Raw genomic sequence first — 19434 nt, forward strand, 5'->3', positions numbered from 1 at the left:
GCGTTGAAACTGAGCCGGCATACCATGCGCCGACCGACGTCAAGCCCACTGGGCCGATGCCTTGACGAAGTCGATGAAGGCCCTCAGCGGCGCGGGCACGAGGCGTCGCCCGGGATAGTAGAGGAACGGCCCAGAGAAGCGCAGCCACCATGGTTCGAGGATGGGCTCGAGCGCACCGCTGTCGAGATGCGGGCGCAGCCAGTCCTCGAAGAGGTAAACGATCCCTGTACCAGCAATCGCGGCATCGACGGCAAGATCGGTCGCGCCACCCAGCCGGACGATCAGCGGCCCCGTGCAATCGACCCGCAGCACCTCACCGTCGCGCTCGAATTCCCATGGCGTCGTCATCGCACCACTGGCAAAGCGGCCTAGCAGGCAGGCATGGCCAAGCAGCTCGCTCGGGTGTTGCGGCCGGCCATGGCGATCGAGGTAGGCTGGCGAGGCTGCGGCCGCGTAGCGCTGGACGCGCGGCCCGATCGGCACAGCGATCATATCCTGCTCCAGCCGCTCGTCATATCGGATGCCGGCGTCGCAACCGGCAGCCAGCACGTCGACGAAACTCTCCTCGGTGATCACCTCAAGCCGGATGTCGGGATAGGCCGCAAGGAATGGCGGAATGATGTTGGGCAGCACCAGCCGCGCAGCGCTGACTGGTACATTGAGGCGCAACGTCCCTGCCGGCCTGTCGCGAAACCTGTTGACGACGTCGAGGGCCGACTCCACCTCGGTCAATGCCGGGCCGAGCCGCTCCAGCAAGCCCTTGCCCGCCTCGGTCGGAACGACACTGCGCGTGGTTCGGTTAAACAGTCTGACGCCCAGCTGCGTTTCGAGACGGCGAACCGCTTCACTGAGAAAGGAGGGGCTACTGCCGCTTATGCGCGCTCCCTCGCGAAAACCGCCTGCACGCGCCACCGCAACAAAGGCGTTGAGATCACCGAGATCGACTTTCATTGTTCGCCGCTCCGCACAAGCTGTGCCGGTTGTATCCGATTTTCATGCAGTGCGACAGCGCCTATCTTCCGGTCACCTCTTGAAAGGAGTTAGCTCATGTCCATCATCGAACAGTCCGGAACCTTCAACCTTGGCGACCGCAGCGTGAAGCGGCTCGGCTACGGCGCCATGCAGCTCGCAGGGCCTGGTGTATTTGGCCCGCCTCGAGATCATGCAGCTGCGTTGGCATTGCTGCGCGAGGCGGTCGAGAGTGGCGTAAACCACATCGACACCAGCGACTTCTATGGCCCGCATGTTACCAATCAAATCATCCGCAAGGCGCTCCATCCCTATCGCGACGATCTGGTCATCGTCACCAAGATCGGCGCGCGGCGCGGCACGGATGGCTCATGGAACCCAGCCTTTTCGCGCGAAGAGCTGACAAAGGCAGTGCACGACAATCTCCGCAATCTGGGCCTCGATGTGATGGAGGTGGTCAACCTTCGTATCATGTTCGATGTGCATGGCCCTGCCGAAGGGTCGATCGAAGCGCCTCTGACAATCCTGGCCGATCTGCAGCGGCAAGGTCTGGTCCGTCACATCGGGCTGAGCAACGTCACGCCCAAGCAGATCGCCGAAGGTCGGGGGATCACCAAGATTGTCTGCGTGCAAAACCAATACAATCTGGCGCATCGGGCCGACGATGCCCTGATCGACGATCTTGCCCGCGACGGCATCGCCTATGTGCCGTTCTTTCCGCTCGGCGGGTTCACGCCGCTGCAATCGTCCACCCTGTCTGATGTCGCCGCACGCCTCGGTGCCACGCCCATGCAGGTGGCTCTCGCATGGCTGCTGCGTCGCGCCCCGAACATCCTTTTGATCCCCGGCACCTCGTCCGTCGGTCATCTGCGAGAGAACCTCGCCGCCGCCCGGCTCATGCTGCCGGACGACTTGGTCAAGGAGCTGGACCGCATGGCGAGTATCGCCTCCTAAGGTATCAATAAATCGCGGCTGATCCGAAGCTACGCCAGGTCCTCGCCCTTGGCGTAGCGGAGGCGCCAAAGTTAACGGCGGAGAACAGAAAAACCTCTTCTGCGCCTCTTCCCCATTGATGCCTTTCGCGCCGCCTCTAGATCTGGACCATGGAGAGCACGATGCGCATCGAACATGCCTTTCTATTCGACCTTGACGGCACGTTGGTAGACAGCGTCTATCAGCACGTGCTTGCCTGGAAAGAAGCCTTGGACGCGGAGGGCATAGAGCTCTCGATATGGCGTATCCATCGAAAGATCGGCATGAGCGGCGGGCTGTTCACCAATCAGCTGCTTCGTGAAACCGGAATGGCGATAACCGACGATACGAATGAACGGTTGCGGCGGCTTCACCTCGAGGCGTATCGCCGGCTCGGCGCCCAGATACGGCCCCTTCCTGGTGCAAGCGAACTTCTCCAGTGGCTTAAGGACGCCGGGATCCTGTTTGCGATCGCCACAAGCGGCCGCATGGAAACGGCGGCGGTCAATATTGCCGCTTTGGGGATCGACCCGAACGCATTCCCGATCATCACCCGAGACAAGGTCAAATATGCCAAGCCCGACCCGGACTTGTTTATCGCGGCAGCCGAGGCTCTGGGCGTTGCAATAGAAAATTCAATCGTCGTCGGAGATAGCATCTGGGACATGCTTGCGGCCACGCGTTGCAAGGCACTGGGGGTCGGGCTGCTCAGCGGCGGCTACGGTCGGGAAGAGCTCAAGGATGCCGGGGCGATCCGAGTCTATGAAGATCCGGCCGATCTTCTCTATCACATCGATGAAGTGGGAGGCCGGCGCTAGGCGGCGAAAGCACCGCCAAATCAGTTCTGCGCGGGCATATTATGCGGCGTGATAATTTCCACGGCGGATAGCACCGCGGGCGCGACGCGTCCTTTCACCAGACCGTTCATAATCGCTCGAAACGCCGAACGCGCGTCCGTTCGCAGATCGTGATGCAGCACAAAGCCGATCTTACCCGCGGCAAGCAGTGCACGATTGTCCGCATCGAGATCATGCGCGACAAAAATCCGGATCTGTCTGCCGGCCTCCTCGAACGCAGCGAGCACGGCCCTGTTTCCGCCACCAATGGAATAGACCGCATTGATTGCCTTATCCGCCGCGATGGCGCGGACGGCGAGCATCCCGGTAGCGGCGTCGGAGCCGTGACCTTCACTGATTTCGGCAACGCCGATGTCAGGATAGCGCTCGCGAAGAACGCGGCGAAAGCCGATCTCTCGCTCCTCCTCGCCGCGAAAGCGGCCGCTTGACAGCGTCACAAGCACCCTGGCGGCTGCTCCACCAAAGCAGCTGCCGATAAGGTAGGCCGCCGTCTCGCCGGCGGCGCGATTGTCGGCGCCGGCGTAAACCGCACGGGAAGAATTCGGCAGGTCGGTCACCAAGGTGACGACGGTAATCCCGGCTTGAGTCGCACGCTCGACCGCAGCCACGACTTCGGGAACGTCGGGAGCCTTCAGCACAATTCCATGGGTGCCTCGTAGCCGGATGCGATCGAGCAGTTGCACCAGTTCAAGGGGCTTCATGACTTCGGCAAAATGAAAACGGCAGCGGAAGACCGTCGGCAAAAAGGTCGTTACTTCCGCTTCGAAGGCCGCACGGACTGCATCGGAAAAGCGCGCTGGCGTCTCCATGACGATATCGATCGCCAGCGTCCGTCCGCTCACTGCGACACCCGCCTGCTGTTTTTCCAGCTCCTCGATCGCCGCATTCACCCGCATCTCTGTTTGCCGGCGCACGCCAGCCCGCCCGTTCAGCACCCGGTCGACGGTGGCTGTGCTCAGTCCGGCTTGAAAGGCGATGTCCTTGACGAGAAATGGATGCGACAAGCGGTTCATTCTGATGGTTTTTTGATGGGTTTGTGATCTATAACACACCAGTATCTGCCGTATAGTGCCTTCATCAGAGATGGAGGAACATCTGATGAAAACCGACAATCTTCAGAAACTGCGTGCCGATCGCGTCTGGCTGACCGAGGATGCCTGCGACCTCGGCGATTTCCGGGCGCTCGCCGAGAAAACCACCTCGCTTTCAGACTATCCGACCGCCGGTCACGTCGAGAAAAACGTCCTAATCTACGATAGCCGCAAGGTTTTAGCGGCCATCGCCGATCCGCAAGGCCGCCGCGCCGTGCTCGCTGAAATCTGCGAGGCCTTCGGGGAAGGCCCGGGCGTCGTCGTGTTCAAACATGCCTACGAGGATCTTTCCGTCATCGACCGCGCCAGCGCGATTTTCGACGATATCATCGAGGAGCAACGCCGTACGGCCACCGGCGGCGGCGATCATTTCGCCAAGCCGGGCGCCAATGACCGCATCTGGAATTCGCTGGAAAAGCATTGCCTCGCCGATCCCGAAAACTTCGCGGAATATTACGGCAATGCCATTGTCGCGATTGCCAGCGAAGCCTGGCTCGGACCGAACTACCAGATGACGGCGCAAGTCAATCGCGTCAATCCGGGCGGTGCAGCACAATCCGCCCACCGCGACTACCACCTAGGTTTCCAACCATCGAGCGTGATCGAGCAGTTTCCGGCCCATGTGCACAGGCTCTCGCCGGTTCTGACCTTGCAGGGCGCGGTTGCCCATTGCGACATGCCGCTCGAAAGCGGGCCGACGCTCTTCCTGCCGCACAGCCAGACTTACGTGCCAGGCTATCTCGCGCTGAAATGCCCGGAATTCCGCAATTATTTCGATCGCAACCACATTCAGCTTCCGCTCGAAAAAGGCGATGTCGTCTTCTTCAATCCCGCGCTCTTCCATGCGGCCGGCAACAACCGCTCGACCGATATCAAGCGCGTGGCAAACCTGCTGCAGATTTCCTCGGCCTTCGGCCGCGCCATGGAAACGGTCAATCGCGAACGCATGAGCGCCCGCCTGTTTCCGGCGCTGAAGGTGCTAAAATCCGCAGGCAAGCTATCCGAGACCGAAGTGTCGAACGCGATTGCCGCCTGCGCAGAAGGCTATTCCTTCCCCACCAACCTCGACCGCGATCCGCCCCTCGGCGGACTCGCGCCGAAGACGCAGGCGCAACTGATGCATGAGGCGCTGGAGGGGAACTGGAGCGACGAAGCTTTCACCAAAGCTCTCGCTGAGCAGGCTGAGAAGAAACTCACCTGACGGCGCCGAAGGCGCCGGATCAAACACAATACCAAAGCCTCTTGCGCCGCGAGGGGCTTTTCGCACGTCACATCAGACCAATTCCGGGAGGAAACCACATGAGCACAGACCACAGCCGTCTCGACGGCAAGATCGCGATCGTCACCGGCGGCACACAGGGGCTCGGCGCCACCATCGCCCGCCTGTTTGCCGATCGCGGCGCCAAGGGCATCGTCATCTGCGGCCGCAACGAAGCAAAGGGTAAGGCTAAGGCTGGAGAGATTTCGGCCGCAACAGGCGCCAAGGTCGTCTACGTCAAAGCCGATCTCGGCAAGGTGGAGGATGCGCGCAATGTCGTGCACGTCTGCGATCAGACGTTCGGTCGCGTCGATGCGTTGGTGAACGCCGCCGCCATCACCGATCGCGGCACCATTCTGGACACCAGCCCCGAGCTTTTCGATGCCATGTTCGCCGTCAATGTCCGGGCGCCGTTCTTCCTGATGCAGGAAACCGTCAAAGTCATGCGGCGCGAGAGGATCGAGGGCACGATCGTCAATATCGGCTCGATGTCGGCCAAGGCCGGCCAGCCCTTCATCGTCGCCTATTGCGCCTCCAAGGGCGCGCTGGAAACCCTGACGAAAAACACCGCCTACGCGCTGCTGCGCAACCGCATCCGCGTCAACGGCCTCAACATCGGCTGGATGGCCTCAGAAGGCGAAGACCGGATCCAGAGGGAATATCACGACGCACCGGCCGACTGGCTGGAAAAGGCCGCAGCGAGCCAGCCCTTCGGCCGGCTGGTTGACCCGCAAGAGGTGGCCCGCGCCTGCGCCTATCTTTCGTCGGCCGAATCCGGTCTCATGACCGGCTCGGTCATCTGTTTCGACCAGTCAATCTGGGGCGCTTACGACGGATCACCGCATCCGATAGCGGCGCTCTGAAAAATCGCCAAACGATCGGCGGGGCGGCGACGCAGGCAGCGCGGTCATCGCCGCCGATCGCCGTCAGCAGATCGTAATAAGGCAATCGCGGGATCTGCCAAAAGGCAACGTCTCGGAGCTAGCCCGACGGCTCCCACGATGAAAAAACGGAACAAGGAGCGTCCACGAAAGTTCTGATTGCAAACCAACGTGAGCAGCGTGCGATGACATCATCTGCGAACGAGGGCTTTCAGAGCACTCCACCTCAAATCTATTACGTCAATCCCCTCCTCCTCCGGGGAGGCGATGCGTGGCGGGAGGTTTTCGATCATGCCAAAGACGCCGGATTCGATGCGGTTCTAACCGCACCTCTTTTCGAACGGGGCGAAAACAGCGTGTTTGCGCCACGGAATTTCGAAAACCTTGATCCTGAACTCGCGCTTGGAACATCCCTCGCCGCTGGCTTGGGGACTTTGGCGATGGCCGCCCGAGAACACGGCCTGGCGCTCATGATGGACCTTGTGCTCGACAGGAGGGCGCGCGATGCATCCGAAGAATTTCGCCCGCTTGACCCGAGGCTCTCGCCTCTGGACGCGAACAGTTCACTCATCACACCCACCTCAGACGATCAACGGTCGCAGTTACTAACAGAGTGGACAGAACGGCTGCAAACACTGACCCGACTTGGCATATCGGGTTATCGCTGCCTGGGCGTCGATCGTGTCCCACCGGAACTGTGGCGATCGCTGATCTCCGCGGTCCGGAAAACAGCGCCGAACGTACAGTTCTTTGCCTGGACGCCCGGTACCGCCTTCACGGTGAGAACCGCATTGGGCGGCGTCGGCTTTGACGGCTGCTTTTCATCGATGGCCTGGTGGGACTTCGACCAAAGCTGGTTCATAGACGAGTATCGCGTCCAGCAGCCACTTGGCTGGCAAATCGCCTTTCCGGAACCGCCGTTTGCCAAGCGGATAGCCCACGGCACCGAAAGCCGGGAAATACTCGAACGACGATCCATAAGGGCGTTGCGCCTAGCCACCTCGCTTGGCGGCGGACTCATGATCCCGATGGGATTTGAATACGGCGCAGGCTTGCCGCTCGACCCGACCCACGGAGACGGATCAGGATTGCGGGGCCTTCGTTATGATTTGGCTTTCGATATTTCGTCGGAAATTCGTGCCGTCAACACGCAAATCAGTGCGAGCGGCGCGAGGTTTCATTCGTCGCTTTCTCTCATTCGCAGCGCAAACGGACCGGTATCGGCTCTACTTCACGCGGAAGAAGAAGACCTTCGGAATGCGGACCGCGTACAGATCATCCTCCTCAACAGTGACCTTCGACGAAGCGCTCCTGCCCCTATGATGGCGTTGCGCGAAGCGGCCTCGGGCTTTTTGCCATTCACGAATGGCATCGACGCTGCCCTTCGCTTGCGGGCGGGAGAAATCATCGTGTTCGAGGCAACGGCCTCGACGCCGATCATATCGGCGCCCGCGTTCGAAATTGCACAGGCGACTGCCTCGCCGCGTCTGACAATCGAAAACATCATGCCGCGCGTCGACGATGGACGGTTTCCGGTCAAGCGGATCGTCGGTAACATCGTCTCCGTCGAAGCTGACATCTTTGCCGACGGGCATGATCCGATCGCCGCTGCCCTGCTGTGGCGCTCCACGGATGCAAGCGCATGGAATGAAATAGAGATGCGGCTGGTGGAGAACGACCGCTGGCATGCTGAATTCCCGCTGGAACGGGTTGGCCGGTATGAGTTCGCAATTGAGGCCTGGAGGAACCTGTTTGCGATCTTTCGCTATGAGCTGTCGAAAAAGAATGAGGCGAGGCTCGATCTTAAGCTTGAGATCCAGGAAGGAATGAACCTCATTCGTGCTGCGCTTGCGGAGACGAAGGACACCCTTCGAGCTGAGTTGCAGGCCCTGCTTCAGAAGCTGGAGTTATCTTCGCAAGCCGAGCGGACGGCAATTCTGCTCAATTCGCATACGTCCGACCTGATGGCGCGAGCCGACAAACGACCATTTCGGATTCGCTCGGCAGCGAGCACTGTCGATGCGGAGCGAAAGGGCGCGGCATACGCAAGCTGGTACGAGATCTTCCCGCGGTCGCAGAGCGGCGATCCGCACAGGCATGGCACCTTCGACGACGTCATCGCCAGACTGCCGGCCATTCGCGACATGGGCTTCGATGTGCTCTATTTTCCACCGATCCATCCGATCGGTTCAACCAACCGGAAAGGCCGCAACAACAGCCTGAAAGCCGGGCCTGACGATCCAGGAAGCCCCTATGCCATCGGCGCTGCCGCCGGCGGGCACGACGCCATCCATCCGGAACTCGGCACCTTCGACGATTTTCGTCGACTGATCGAAGCAGCGCGGGACCATGGCCTGGAGATCGCGCTTGATTTCGCCATCCAGACGTCACCCGATCACCCCTGGCTCAAGCAGCATCCGGGTTGGTTCGACTGGCGACCGGATGGAACGCTCCGTTACGCTGAAAACCCGCCCAAAAAATATGAGGACATCGTCAACGTCGATTTTTACACCACGGACTCGGTGCCCGGACTATGGCTTGAGCTGCGGAATGTCGTGCAGCTATGGGCGGATCAGGGCGTAAAGCTGTTTCGTGTTGATAATCCTCACACCAAACCATTTCCTTTCTGGGAATGGCTGATCAATGACATTCGCACGCGGCAACCGGATGTTATTTTCCTGGCGGAAGCATTCACCAAGCCGAAAATCATGTATCGGCTGGCAAAGCTGGGCTTTTCGCAATCCTACACCTACTTCACCTGGCGCAATGCCAAATGGGAGCTCGAGCAATATATGCGGGAGCTCACTCGGACGGCCGCGAAGGAATTTTTCCGCCCACATTTTTTTGTCAACACGCCCGATATCAACCCCGACTTTCTGCAGGACGCCCCTCGTCCGGCCTTCCTGATCCGCGCCGCGCTTGCGGCAACCCTCTCAGGTCTTTGGGGTGTCTATAACGGCTTTGAACTTTGCGAAGGACGGCCCGACGCCAAGCGAAAGGAATATGCCGACAGCGAAAAATATGAGATCCGCGCCTGGGATTATGATCGGCCCGGCAACATCATCGCCGAGATTCGGATGCTCAACCGGATCAGAAGCGAAAACAGCGCTTTGCATTCGCATCTGGGGCTAACGCTTCTCAATGCACCTAACGAAAATATTCTCTTTTTCGAAAAAGCGAACCCGGCCCGCGACAATGTACTGCTCGTCGCCATCAGCCTTGATCCCGATCATCCGCAGGAGAGCGAGATCGAAATACCGCTCTGGCACTGGTCGCTTGGAGATGACGGCACGTTGGACGCCGAGGATCTCATCGGCGGCGGTCGCTTCAGTTGGACCGGCAAACAGCAGAGGATCAGGCTTGATCCGCAAAGCCTGCCCTTCGCGATCTGGCGGGTCCGGTCCAGGGAGGCATGAATGGACAAGATGCACCGCGACAGGGAACTCGACCCGCTCTGGTACAAGGATGCGATGATCTACCAGCTCCACATCAAATCGTTCTACGATGGCAATAACGATGGCGTCGGCGATTTTGTGGGGCTGCACCAAAAGCTCGACCATATCGCGGCGCTTGGCATCAACGCCATTTGGCTCCTGCCATTCTTCCCCTCGCCGCGCCGCGACGATGGTTATGACATTGCCGATTATGGCAACGTCAGTCCGGACTACGGAACGATGGAGGATTTTCGGGCCTTCGTGGACGCCGCCCATCAGCGCAATATCCACGTCATCATCGAACTCGTGATCAATCACACCTCGGATCAGCACCCGTGGTTCCAACGCGCTCGTTTAGCGGCGGCAGGGTCACCCGAACGGGACTTCTATCTGTGGTCGGATACCGATCAGAGATTTTCAGAAACCCGCATCATTTTCGTCGATACCGAAAAATCCAATTGGACATGGGACTCGGTCGCGGGCGCCTACTATTGGCACCGATTCTACTCGCACCAGCCGGATCTGAACTTCGACAATCCGCTTGTGATGGAAGAATTGCTGAAAGTGATGCGCTTTTGGCTGGAAACGGGCATCGACGGCTTTCGTCTGGATGCTATCCCCTACCTCGTCGAGCGGGATAACACGATCAACGAGAACCTGCCCGAGACCCACGCGATCCTGAAGCGGATACGCGCGGCGCTGGATTCGACCCATCCTGGCGTGATGCTGCTGGCGGAGGCCAACCAATGGCCGGAAGACACGCGCGAATATTTCGGGGACGGCGACGAATGCCACATGGCGTTTCACTTTCCGCTGATGCCGCGCATGTACATGGCGATCGCCAAGGAAGATCGTTTTCCGATCACCGATATCCTACGCCAGACGCCGGAAATTCCGGACAACTGCCAATGGGCGATATTCCTGCGCAATCATGATGAGCTGACGCTCGAAATGGTGACCGACGCCGAGCGCGATTATCTCTGGGAAACCTATGCCTCCGATAAGCGAGCGCGCATCAATCTCGGCATCCGCCGGCGTCTTGCGCCGCTGATGGAGCGCGACCGCCGCCGCATCGAACTCATGAACGCGCTTCTCCTGTCCATGCCGGGGACGCCGGTGATCTATTACGGTGACGAAATCGGCATGGGCGACAATATCTACTTGGGTGACAGGGACGGCGTCAGGACACCCATGCAGTGGTCTCCCGACCGCAACGCCGGTTTTTCGCGTGCGGACCCTGCGCGGCTCGTTTTGCCGCCGATCGCCGATCCGCTCTATGGATTTGAAGCCGTCAACGTCGAGGCGCAAAGCACGGATGCCCATTCGCTCCTGAACTGGATGCGCAGGATGCTGGCGCTGCGCGGCAAACATCCGGCGTTCGGACGCGGCTCGCTGCGTTTTCTTTCGCCGGACAATCGGAAGATCCTCGCCTATCTTCGCGAATACGAAGACGAAACCATTCTCTGCGTTGCCAGTCTTTCTCGCCTGCCGCAGGCCGTGGAGCTTGACCTGTCGCAGTTCGAGGCGCGTGTGCCTATAGAACTGACGGGCATGTCGCCATTTCCGCCCATTGGCCAATTGACCTACCTGTTGACGCTACCGCCTTACGGCTTCTTCTGGTTCCAGCTGGTCGCCAATGCAGATGGCCCGGCCTGGCGGACAGCCCCTCCCGAGCAGCTTCCCGACCTGTTGACGATGGTCATCCGCCGGAACCTGCTGGAATTGATGGATGAGCCCAGACATTCGAACATTCTGAATTCCGAGATTCTGCCGGCTTATCTCTCCAAGCGTCGCTGGTTCGGAGCGAAAGACCAGACACTGCAGGCGGCCCGGCTGATTTCTGCGACCCCGATACCGTTTGCCGAAGGCGTCGTGCTTGGTGAACTGGAGGCGACGCTTCCGAACCATACGGAATCCTACCAACTTCCGCTTGCCGTGGCGTGGGATGATACGCAGCCCCCGGTCCTCGCCCAGCAGCTCGCGCTGGGCCGCCTGCGCCAGGGCCGGCGCGTCGGCTTCCTGACGGACGGATTTGCCATGGATGCGATGGCGCGCGGGATCGTGCGCGGCCTTTGCGAACGGTCTCATACCACCGGCCGCACGGGAACCATCGAGTTCATCGGCACCGATCAGCTCGATCATCTCGATATGGTCGCCGACATGCCGATCCATTGGCTCTCGGCGGAGCAGTCGAATAGTTCGCTGATCATCGGCGACTTGGTCATCATCAAACTGATCAGACATATCTTTCCCGGCATGCATCCGGAGGTCGAGATGACGCGCTTTCTGACCCAGGCCGGCTACGATCACACCGCCCCCTTCCTGGGAGAGGTTGCCCATACCGATTCCGGCGGACGCCGATCCACTCTCATCATCGTCCAGGGCGCGATCCGAAACCAGGGTGACGCCTGGAACTGGATGCTGAACAATCTTCGCCGCGCCGCCGATGAGTTCGCCTTGAGCGATCCAACCGCCCAGCCGCGCGACGATTTCTTCCAGTCACTGACCAACTTCGTCGGCATGGTCGGTCAGCGGCTCGGCGAGTTGCACGTGGTTCTTGCCCAAAGCACCGAGGAGGAGGCTTTCAAACCGATGACCGCTGCCGATGCCGAGGTCGCGTTGCTGAAGAAAGCTATCACCGGCGAAGTTGCGTATGCGTTATCGAAGCTGGCGGAACTGAATGAGACCGTCGATCCGGACATCGATGCTCTGGCGAAGCCGCTTCTGAAGCGCCAGGCAGCGATTATCGACTTGGCCGATACGCTAGCGGAAAGCGTCCGCGGCACGCTCATGACACGCGTGCATGGTGACTTCCATCTCGGCCAGATCCTCGTCAGCGAAGGCGATGCGGTGATCATTGATTTCGAGGGCGAGCCCGCGAGGAACCTTGCCGAGCGCCGGGCCAAGACAAGTCCCCTGCGGGACGTGGCAGGGTTGTTGCGATCACTCAGCTACCTCGCCGCGACCGCCGACCTCGACAATGATGCCATCATCGAGCACGAGAACGAGCGTCGACGGAAGGCCATTGCGCGTTTCGCCGGGAATGCGGAACGAGCTTTTCTGCACGCTTATTTCGAAGCAATTTCGGCCTCGGCGGCACTGTCGATGCCGCTCCAGCAGCGGCGCAGAATTCTCCACGCCTTTCTCCTGGAGAAAGCTGCTTATGAAGTGGCCTACGAGGCGCGGAACCGGCCTAAATGGCTGCCCATTCCATTGGCAGGGCTTTCGAGCATCCTGTCCAATCTTCTGGAGGCTCGCTAGTGGATATCGAACGCTCCGATCTTCTCGCCGACATCGGACAAGACGCGATCGCGGCGCTGACGCAAGGACGCCATGGTGATCCGTTTGCCATCCTTGGGATCCATAAGCACGGCCTGTTCACGATCGTGCGGGTCCTCATGCCCGGTGCAGACGCGGTGGATATCATCGACACCGCGAGCGGCAATGTCTTGACTACCTGCCAACTCGTTCATCCGGCCGGATTGTTTGCCGCCGCCATAGCGTCAAAAATGGACTACAGCCTTCAGATCAAGTGGCCGGACGCGGTTCAACTGACTGAGGATCCCTACAGCTTCGGGCTTCTGCTGGGCGAACTCGATCTTCATCTGATTTCCGAGGGAACCCACTACAATCTGAGCCGGACCCTCGGCGCCATCGCAATGGAGATCGACGGTATAGCCGGCGTTCGCTTTGCAGTGTGGGCACCGAACGCGCAACGGGTCTCCGTGGTGGGAGATTTCAATTCCTGGGACGGCCGGCGCAATCCCATGCGCCGGCGGGCACCCGCGGGCGTTTGGGAAATCTTCATTCCACGGCTGACGCCCGGCGAGCGCTATAAGTTCGAGATTATCGATGCGCATGGCGCCCGCCTTCCGCAGAAAGCCGATCCGGTGGCGCGGGCGAGCGAAGCTGCCCCTTCCACCGCCTCCATCGTTGCCTCCTCAACGCCGTTCCGCTGGAGCGACGACAAGTGGCTTCACTCTCGGCAATCGCGAAATGGCCTGGAAGGCGCCATCTCGGTCTACGAAGTGCATGTGGGTTCCTGGCTTCGAAATCTTCAGGACGGCAACAGGTCTTTCGATTGGATCGAACTCAGCCAGCGGCTCGTACCCTATGCGCACGACATGGGATTCACTCACATAGAGTTGCTTCCCATAATGGAACACCCGTTCGGCGGTTCCTGGGGCTACCAGCCCCTCGGCCTTTTCGCGCCCACCGGACGCTACGGTACGCCGGAAGACTTCGCCTATTTTGTCGATCGCTGCCACGGAGCAGGTCTGGCGGTGATCCTGGACTGGGTGCCCGCGCACTTTCCGACCGATGTCTGGGGCCTCGCCCGCTTCGACGGCAGCGCCCTGTACGAACACGGGGACCCCCGGGAAGGTTTCCACGGGGATTGGAACACTTTGATTTACAATCTCGGCCGCAACGAGGTGAAAGGCTTCCTGATAGCCAGCGCTTTGGAGTGGTTGGAGCGCTACCACGTGGATGGCCTCAGGGTGGATGCGGTGGCTTCGATGCTCTACCGCGACTACAGCCGCAATGAAGGCGAATGGATTCCCAATCAATATGGCGGACGGGAGAACCTGGAAGCGGTCGAATTCCTCAAGCACTTGAACAGCATTATTCATCAGCGATGCCCGCACGCACTCATGGTCGCCGAGGAATCCACGGCATGGCCCGGGGTTACAAAACCACCGGAACAAGGCGGCCTGGGCTTTGACATCAAATGGAATATGGGCTGGATGCATGACAGCCTCACCTACATGTCGAAGGATCCCTTCTACCGCAGCCATCATCATGACATGATGACCTTCGGCATGATCTATGCCTATTCCGAACACTTCATGCTGCCGCTCTCCCATGATGAGGTGGTCCACGGAAAGGGCTCCCTTCTGACGAAAATGACGGGCGATAACTGGCAAAAATTCGCCAACCTTCGGGCCTACCTCGGTTTCATGTGGGGCTATCCCGGCAAGAAACTCCTTTTCATGGGTGGGGAAATTGCCCAGCATGGCGAGTGGCAACACGATCAATCCGTGACCTGGGATGTCCTCGACCAGCCGCGACACGCGTGCATGCAGCGTCTGGTAAGGGATCTGAATGGCCTTTATGGCAGGGAGGAAGCCCTGCAATTCGGCGATCTTGATCCTCAGGGCTTCGAATGGGCCGTCGTCGATGACGCGGCCAATTCCGTTTTCGCGATGCTGCGGTTTCCGCAAGATCGCTCCTATTCGATCCTTGTCGTCTCGAATTTTACGCCCGTCCCCCGCTACGACTACCGCATCGGCGTTCAAACGGAAGGCATATGGGTCGAGGAGTTCAATAGCGATGCCCAGGAATATGGTGGCTCCGGCTTGGTGAACGGAGTGGTGCCGGCGACCTTGTCTTTGCTGCATGGGCGCCCTGCCACGCTGTCTCTGCGATTGCCACCGCTGTCCACCATCTTCATCAAAAGCCCTCGATGACTGCGAGCGCCTCCCGAGCACGATCCGGCGGAAGCTCGTCCGCTGGAATATCCTGATTTCTTCTTGTCGATCATCCGTCCGTCTTCGGGGGTGAGAGGCTCCAGACCACCGCCCAAGGCCCGAGATGCCCGCTTCCGCAATCGCCTACCCTGAATATGGAACAGGCTTTGTGAGGTATTCTTGCTTCGATGGCCTCATCAGATAGGTTCGCCGCGAGATAAAGGATTGAAGGCCCCAATCGCCACTTTACTGAAACGAAACCTGCGGTTGCATCATAGTTGGCCGAATGGCCGCGCGCGTCCATCAAAAGCGGCACGATCCTTTCATACCTTAACGACAGAAGCTGCCGATAATAATCACCGAAGATCTTGTCTCGTCCCAGGTTGTCCCAACATAGCTTGGCGCTACGAAACGTATTTTCGGATGTAGGATCGGGTACGTCATCTGCCTCGAAGCCCGGCAGGCGTGACAGCTCTTCCCTTCTTCCGCTTTTGACTTTCTTTTTCAGCTCTTCATCGAGGTCGCAGAAAAAAGGAAAGGGCTCAGCCGCGCCCCATTCCTCGCCCATGAACAACATCGGGATTTGCGGAGACAACAGATAGACAGCCGCAATTGCCTTCAATGCCTCGATGGGATGGGACGCGATCATCCGGTCGCCCATTGCCCGATTGCCGATCTGATCGTGATTCTGGATGAACGAGACGAACGCAGTGGGCGGCAATCCCGCACTGGGCGCCCCCCTCGCCTTCCCGCGATACTCCATTTGCTCTCCTTGGAACACGAAGCCTTCGGCGAGGGCGCGGCCGATTTTCGAGATATTGCCGGCATAATCCTTGTAGTAGCCGAATGTCTCGTCCGTCGCCGCGACATGGAGCACGTGATGGATATCGTCGTTCCACTGTGCCGTGAAATGCTGAGGTTTTCCATCCACATCCCGGGTTAAAAGCGCGGAATTGTTGTCCTCATTCTCGACGATGAGATGGATTTGCCGCCCCGGGATCGCCCTCCTGACTCTTTCCGAAAATTCGCGCAGGATATGCAGGTCGCTATCATCCTTGATGGCATGAACCGCATCCAATCGCAGTCCATCCATTCGAAATTCCGTCAGCCAGTAGATTGCGTTTTGGATGATAAAATCTCGGATGATACGGCAGCCCACGCCATCATAATTGATGCCGCTACCCCACGGTGTCTTGTGCTTGTCGGAAAAGATAGGCGCGTAGAGCGGCAGATAATTTCCCTCCGGGCCAAAGTGGTTATAAACGACATCCAGAAAGACACAGATTCCACGTCGATGCGCTGCATCCACAAGCGCCTTTAAATCTTCGGGGCGGCCATAGCTGCTGTCTGGCGCGTAGGGCAGAACGCCGTCGTAACCCCAGCCGTATCGTCCGGGAAAATCGCTGAGCGGCATGAGCTGGATCGCCGTAATGCCAAGCTGCGCCAAGTGATCGAGCTTATCAATCGCGGCAAGAAAAGTGCCGGCTTCGGTAAAGGCTCCGACGTGCATTTCGTAAATGACCATCTCTTCCCAGGGACGTCCGTTCGAATGCTTTGCCTGCCATGCGAACGTCGGATTGATTATTTCACTCGATCCGTGGACGTCCCTCGGCTGGAACCGCGATGCCGGATCCGGGACCTCGATGCCGTTCGAAAGGATGAATTTGTAAAGGTCTCCCGGTCGGGCTCCTGACACGTCGGCAAGATGCCACCCGTTCTCTTGCGGTTGCATCTCCCATTCGCCGCGCGCCTCGATCCTTACCCTGACCCGTTCCTGGAGGGGTGCCCATAAACGGAACCTGATCATACGGTCCTTGATATCGGGGCCGAATTCGATGTTGCTCGACCGCATGCCGTTTCCCGCCGTTCCAAAAAATCTAAAAGTTCCATCGATCTCGAACGCATTTCAGGTGTTCGTGTTCCTTGGCGGAGGGAACAGATTTCATCCGCTCCCGTTAAAAATCGGAATGATGCGAGAGGGCACCATGAGCACTCCGACGTCCACTTACCGCTTGCAATTCCGCGGCAGCGTAACATTCGACCGGGCGGTCGAGCTCGTTCCTCACCTGAAGAGCCTCGGCGTCAGCCACCTCTACGCCTCGCCGATTTTTACCGCCACGAACGGCTCGACACACGGCTACGACGTCGTCGATGTAAATGAGATCGACCCGGCGATCGGCGGCCGTGACGGTTTCGATCGACTGGTAGCGGCTCTAGAGAAGGCCGGGCTCGGTTTGATCATAGATATCGTTCCGAACCATATGGCTGCTTCACTTGAAAACGCCTGGTGGCGCGACGTTTTAAGGCACGGCAGGCACAGCTCCTATGCCCGGCATTTCGATATCGATTGGAGCGAGAAACTGACATTGCCGCAGCTCGGTAAGCCTATCGGCGAGGTTCTGGCCGCCGGCGAGCTCCAACTCGTTCACGATCCTGCCAAGGGTCTTCTAACGCTCGCATATTTCGACAAGCGGCTCCCACTGAGTGATGACAGCATCCACCATGTGCTGAACGAAACTGGCGGGGATTTCGAAAAACTTCGTGCTCTTTCCATGGATGCAGAGAGGATGAAACAGTTGCTTGCCGAGCAGCACTGGCAGTTGCTCTACTGGAAAGATCGAGCCCAGCATCTCAACTATCGTCGCTTCTTCGAGGTCGCCGGCCTTGTCGGCATCCGGGTGGAAGATGACCAGGTTTTCGAGGACACGCACAGGCTGACAATGGAGCTCGTTCGCTCCGGTCGGGTCCAAGGACTTCGCATTGACCACATTGACGGCCTAGCGGATCCGAAGACCTATCTTGAGCGGCTGCGCCAAGCCGTCGGCCCTGACACATTTATTGTGGTCGAAAAGATCCTCGGGAAGGGCGAGACATTGCCGTCGACCTGGCCTGTGTCGGGGACCACCGGCTACGAATTCATCTCGGCCATGGCAGAGCTTTTCGTCGCCAGTGATGGATTGGAGACAATAAGCGCGGCATATGAGGTCATCGGCGAGGAACATGCCGATTTCAATGCCGGGCTGCGCGCTGCAAAGCTGCTCATGATCCGACGCAGTTTTGGTGGCGAGGTGGCGCGCCTTATCAGACTGGTTCAATCCATTTATCCCGCACTTGCCTACAGCGACATCTCGTCGGCGCTTGACGAATTGTTGGTCGCTTTTCCGGTCTACCGTACCTATGGCTATAGGGGGCTGCTGACAGAACAAGACGAGGCCGTCCTTGATGCTGCTGTCGAAAAAGCTCGAGCCAAATTGCCGGTAACTGCGGATTTGGAGATCATAGGACGTCTTTTGCGCGGGGAAATCGAAGGCGATGCAGCCTTTGAATTTCGAACCAGATTTCAGCAGCTTAGCGGGCCAATCATGGCAAAGGCCGTGGAGGATACCCTCTTTTATCGATACAACCGGCTGATTGCGACGAATGAGGTGGGCGGCGAACCGGGCGAGGCGCCGGGCGGCGTTGCCGCCTTTCACCAGATGATGGCCGACCGCCGCAAGCATCAGCCACATGGCCTCTCGACGACCTCGACGCATGACACGAAGCGCGGGGAGGATGCGCGGACTCGCCTCTATGCTCTTTCCGAACGCCCTGAGGCTTGGATCGAAGGCGTGGAACGCTGGCGCGAACTGAACAAGGCATTTCGCAGCAATTTTGCTGACGGTCCGGCACCGGAGCCCAATCTCGAGTGGATGCTTTACCAGGCCCTTGCCGGAATTTGGCCGGAGGATTTCGAACAGAGCCCCAAGGCGGAGTTACGAAACCGATTTTTAGCTTATGCCGAAAAGGCGATACGGGAGGCAAAGCTTCGAACCGATTGGGGCGCGGAAAACCCGGATTATGAAAACGCAGTGCTGAACTACGCCGAGGCCCTGGTTTCTCCCGACAACCAAGACTTTCTGAAGGATTTCCAACAGACTTTGAGCTCCTTCGTCGAACTTGGCTATTTGAACAGCCTGTCTCAGACGCTGATCAAACTTACGGCACCCGGCATCGCCGATATCTATCAGGGAGGCGAAGGCTTGGACCTCAGTCTGGTCGACCCCGACAATCGCAGACCGGTCGACTTTGGAGTATTCACTACAAGGCAGGCTGGCGATGGCAAGGAGTTGCGGGCGGCATCGCTGAAGCGCCAGATTATCACCAGCGTGTTGCGGCACCGCAATCGCTATCCGCAACTCTTCCTGGGAGGCGATTACCTGCCGCTTCAAGTCATCGGGCGACGACAGGAAAATCTCGTCGCTTTCGCGCGAACTCATAAGGAGCAGACGACAATAACCATTGCCACGCGCCTAATGAACAAGCGGGCCACACCTTGCCTGGCCGAAGCAGGATCCGATTTTTGGGAAGACACAGCGGTGCTGATACCGTCATGGCTCGGTAGGCGAATGCGGGATCTCCTGACTGGGAAATCGGTCGATACCGGCCATGTACTGGCGTCGTCGATCCTTGCGGACCATTCGGTCTCATTTCTTGTTACGGACGCTTAGCGGCACCAATCGCATGC

General features: G+C 59.0%; 11 protein-coding genes. 8 read left to right on the forward strand and 3 right to left on the reverse strand.

Annotated elements, in window-relative coordinates; genetic code table 11:
* Positions 1-39: 39 nt before the first annotated feature.
* Positions 40-951, reverse strand: coding sequence for a LysR family transcriptional regulator (locus PY649_RS04315; RefSeq protein ID WP_285866929.1), 912 nt, complete (start codon positions 949-951; stop codon positions 40-42).
* Positions 952-1047: 96 nt separating this feature from the next.
* On the opposite strand from PY649_RS04315, the gene PY649_RS04320 reads away from it, so the two are divergent.
* On the forward strand, positions 1048-1923 hold the full coding sequence (locus tag PY649_RS04320; protein ID WP_285866930.1) for an aldo/keto reductase family oxidoreductase: 876 nt from the start codon (positions 1048-1050) through the stop codon (positions 1921-1923).
* A 161-nt stretch (positions 1924-2084) separates the two neighbouring features.
* Positions 2085-2759 carry an HAD family hydrolase gene (locus tag PY649_RS04325; RefSeq protein ID WP_285866931.1) on the forward strand — a complete coding sequence of 225 codons (675 nt, stop codon included), beginning with the start codon at positions 2085-2087 and terminating at the stop codon, positions 2757-2759.
* A 20-nt stretch (positions 2760-2779) separates the two neighbouring features.
* Here the strand turns inward: PY649_RS04325 and PY649_RS04330 are convergent, their stop codons facing one another.
* The gene (locus tag PY649_RS04330; protein WP_285867188.1) at positions 2780-3802 is read right to left on the reverse strand and encodes a LacI family DNA-binding transcriptional regulator; all 1023 of its coding nucleotides are present in this window, start codon (positions 3800-3802) and stop codon (positions 2780-2782) included.
* A gap of 94 nt (positions 3803-3896) precedes the next feature.
* Between PY649_RS04330 and PY649_RS04335 the strand changes: the two genes are divergently transcribed.
* The 5 genes from PY649_RS04335 (at position 3897) to glgB (ending at position 14930) form a co-directional block, all read left to right on the forward strand.
* Positions 3897-5090: a phytanoyl-CoA dioxygenase family protein gene (locus tag PY649_RS04335; RefSeq protein ID WP_285866932.1), complete on the forward strand. Its 1194-nt coding sequence runs from the start codon at positions 3897-3899 to the stop codon at positions 5088-5090.
* Positions 5091-5188: 98 nt separating this feature from the next.
* Positions 5189-6010, forward strand: coding sequence for an SDR family oxidoreductase (locus PY649_RS04340; protein ID WP_285866933.1), 822 nt, complete (start codon positions 5189-5191; stop codon positions 6008-6010).
* Positions 6011-6213: 203 nt separating this feature from the next.
* The gene (locus PY649_RS04345) at positions 6214-9444 is read left to right on the forward strand and encodes a maltotransferase domain-containing protein (protein ID WP_285866934.1); all 3231 of its coding nucleotides are present in this window, start codon (positions 6214-6216) and stop codon (positions 9442-9444) included.
* Positions 9445-12723: a maltose alpha-D-glucosyltransferase gene (gene treS / locus PY649_RS04350; protein ID WP_285866935.1), complete on the forward strand. Its 3279-nt coding sequence runs from the start codon at positions 9445-9447 to the stop codon at positions 12721-12723. It begins immediately after the preceding gene.
* Positions 12723-14930 (forward strand): 1,4-alpha-glucan branching protein GlgB, encoded by a 2208-nt coding sequence (gene glgB, locus PY649_RS04355; RefSeq protein WP_285866936.1) that lies wholly within the window; start codon positions 12723-12725, stop codon positions 14928-14930. Before treS ends, glgB begins: the two co-directional genes overlap by 1 nt.
* A 70-nt stretch (positions 14931-15000) precedes the next feature.
* On the opposite strand, the gene treZ is transcribed toward glgB, so the two are convergent.
* Positions 15001-16737 carry a malto-oligosyltrehalose trehalohydrolase gene (gene treZ / locus PY649_RS04360; RefSeq protein WP_349644407.1) on the reverse strand — a complete coding sequence of 579 codons (1737 nt, stop codon included), beginning with the start codon at positions 16735-16737 and terminating at the stop codon, positions 15001-15003.
* A 178-nt stretch (positions 16738-16915) separates the two neighbouring features.
* Here treZ and treY point away from each other — a divergent pair, with 178 nt between their 5' ends.
* A complete protein-coding gene (gene treY / locus PY649_RS04365) occupies positions 16916-19417 on the forward strand; it encodes a malto-oligosyltrehalose synthase (RefSeq protein WP_285866938.1) in 2502 nt (833 codons plus the stop codon).
* The last annotated feature ends 17 nt before the right edge of the window (positions 19418-19434 follow it).

Origin of the sequence: Rhizobium mayense (genome assembly GCF_030272705.1) — a bacterium.
Taxonomy (GTDB): domain Bacteria; phylum Pseudomonadota; class Alphaproteobacteria; order Rhizobiales; family Rhizobiaceae; genus Rhizobium; species Rhizobium mayense.

What these genes read in the sequence shown, in the direction of transcription:
- PY649_RS04335 (WP_285866932.1), top strand. Translation starts at nt 3,897, where the DNA reads ATGAAAACCGACAATCTTCAGAAACTGCGTGCCGATCGCGTCTGGCTG.
- PY649_RS04345 (WP_285866934.1), top strand. Translation starts at nt 6,214, where the DNA reads ATGACATCATCTGCGAACGAGGGCTTTCAGAGCACTCCACCTCAAATC.
- PY649_RS04315 (WP_285866929.1), bottom strand. Translation starts at nt 951, where the DNA reads ATGAAAGTCGATCTCGGTGATCTCAACGCCTTTGTTGCGGTGGCGCGT.
- PY649_RS04340 (WP_285866933.1), top strand. Translation starts at nt 5,189, where the DNA reads ATGAGCACAGACCACAGCCGTCTCGACGGCAAGATCGCGATCGTCACC.
- treY (WP_285866938.1), top strand. Translation starts at nt 16,916, where the DNA reads ATGAGCACTCCGACGTCCACTTACCGCTTGCAATTCCGCGGCAGCGTA.
- treZ (WP_349644407.1), bottom strand. Translation starts at nt 16,737, where the DNA reads ATGATCAGGTTCCGTTTATGGGCACCCCTCCAGGAACGGGTCAGGGTA.
- treS (WP_285866935.1), top strand. Translation starts at nt 9,445, where the DNA reads ATGGACAAGATGCACCGCGACAGGGAACTCGACCCGCTCTGGTACAAG.
- PY649_RS04325 (WP_285866931.1), top strand. Translation starts at nt 2,085, where the DNA reads ATGCGCATCGAACATGCCTTTCTATTCGACCTTGACGGCACGTTGGTA.
- PY649_RS04320 (WP_285866930.1), top strand. Translation starts at nt 1,048, where the DNA reads ATGTCCATCATCGAACAGTCCGGAACCTTCAACCTTGGCGACCGCAGC.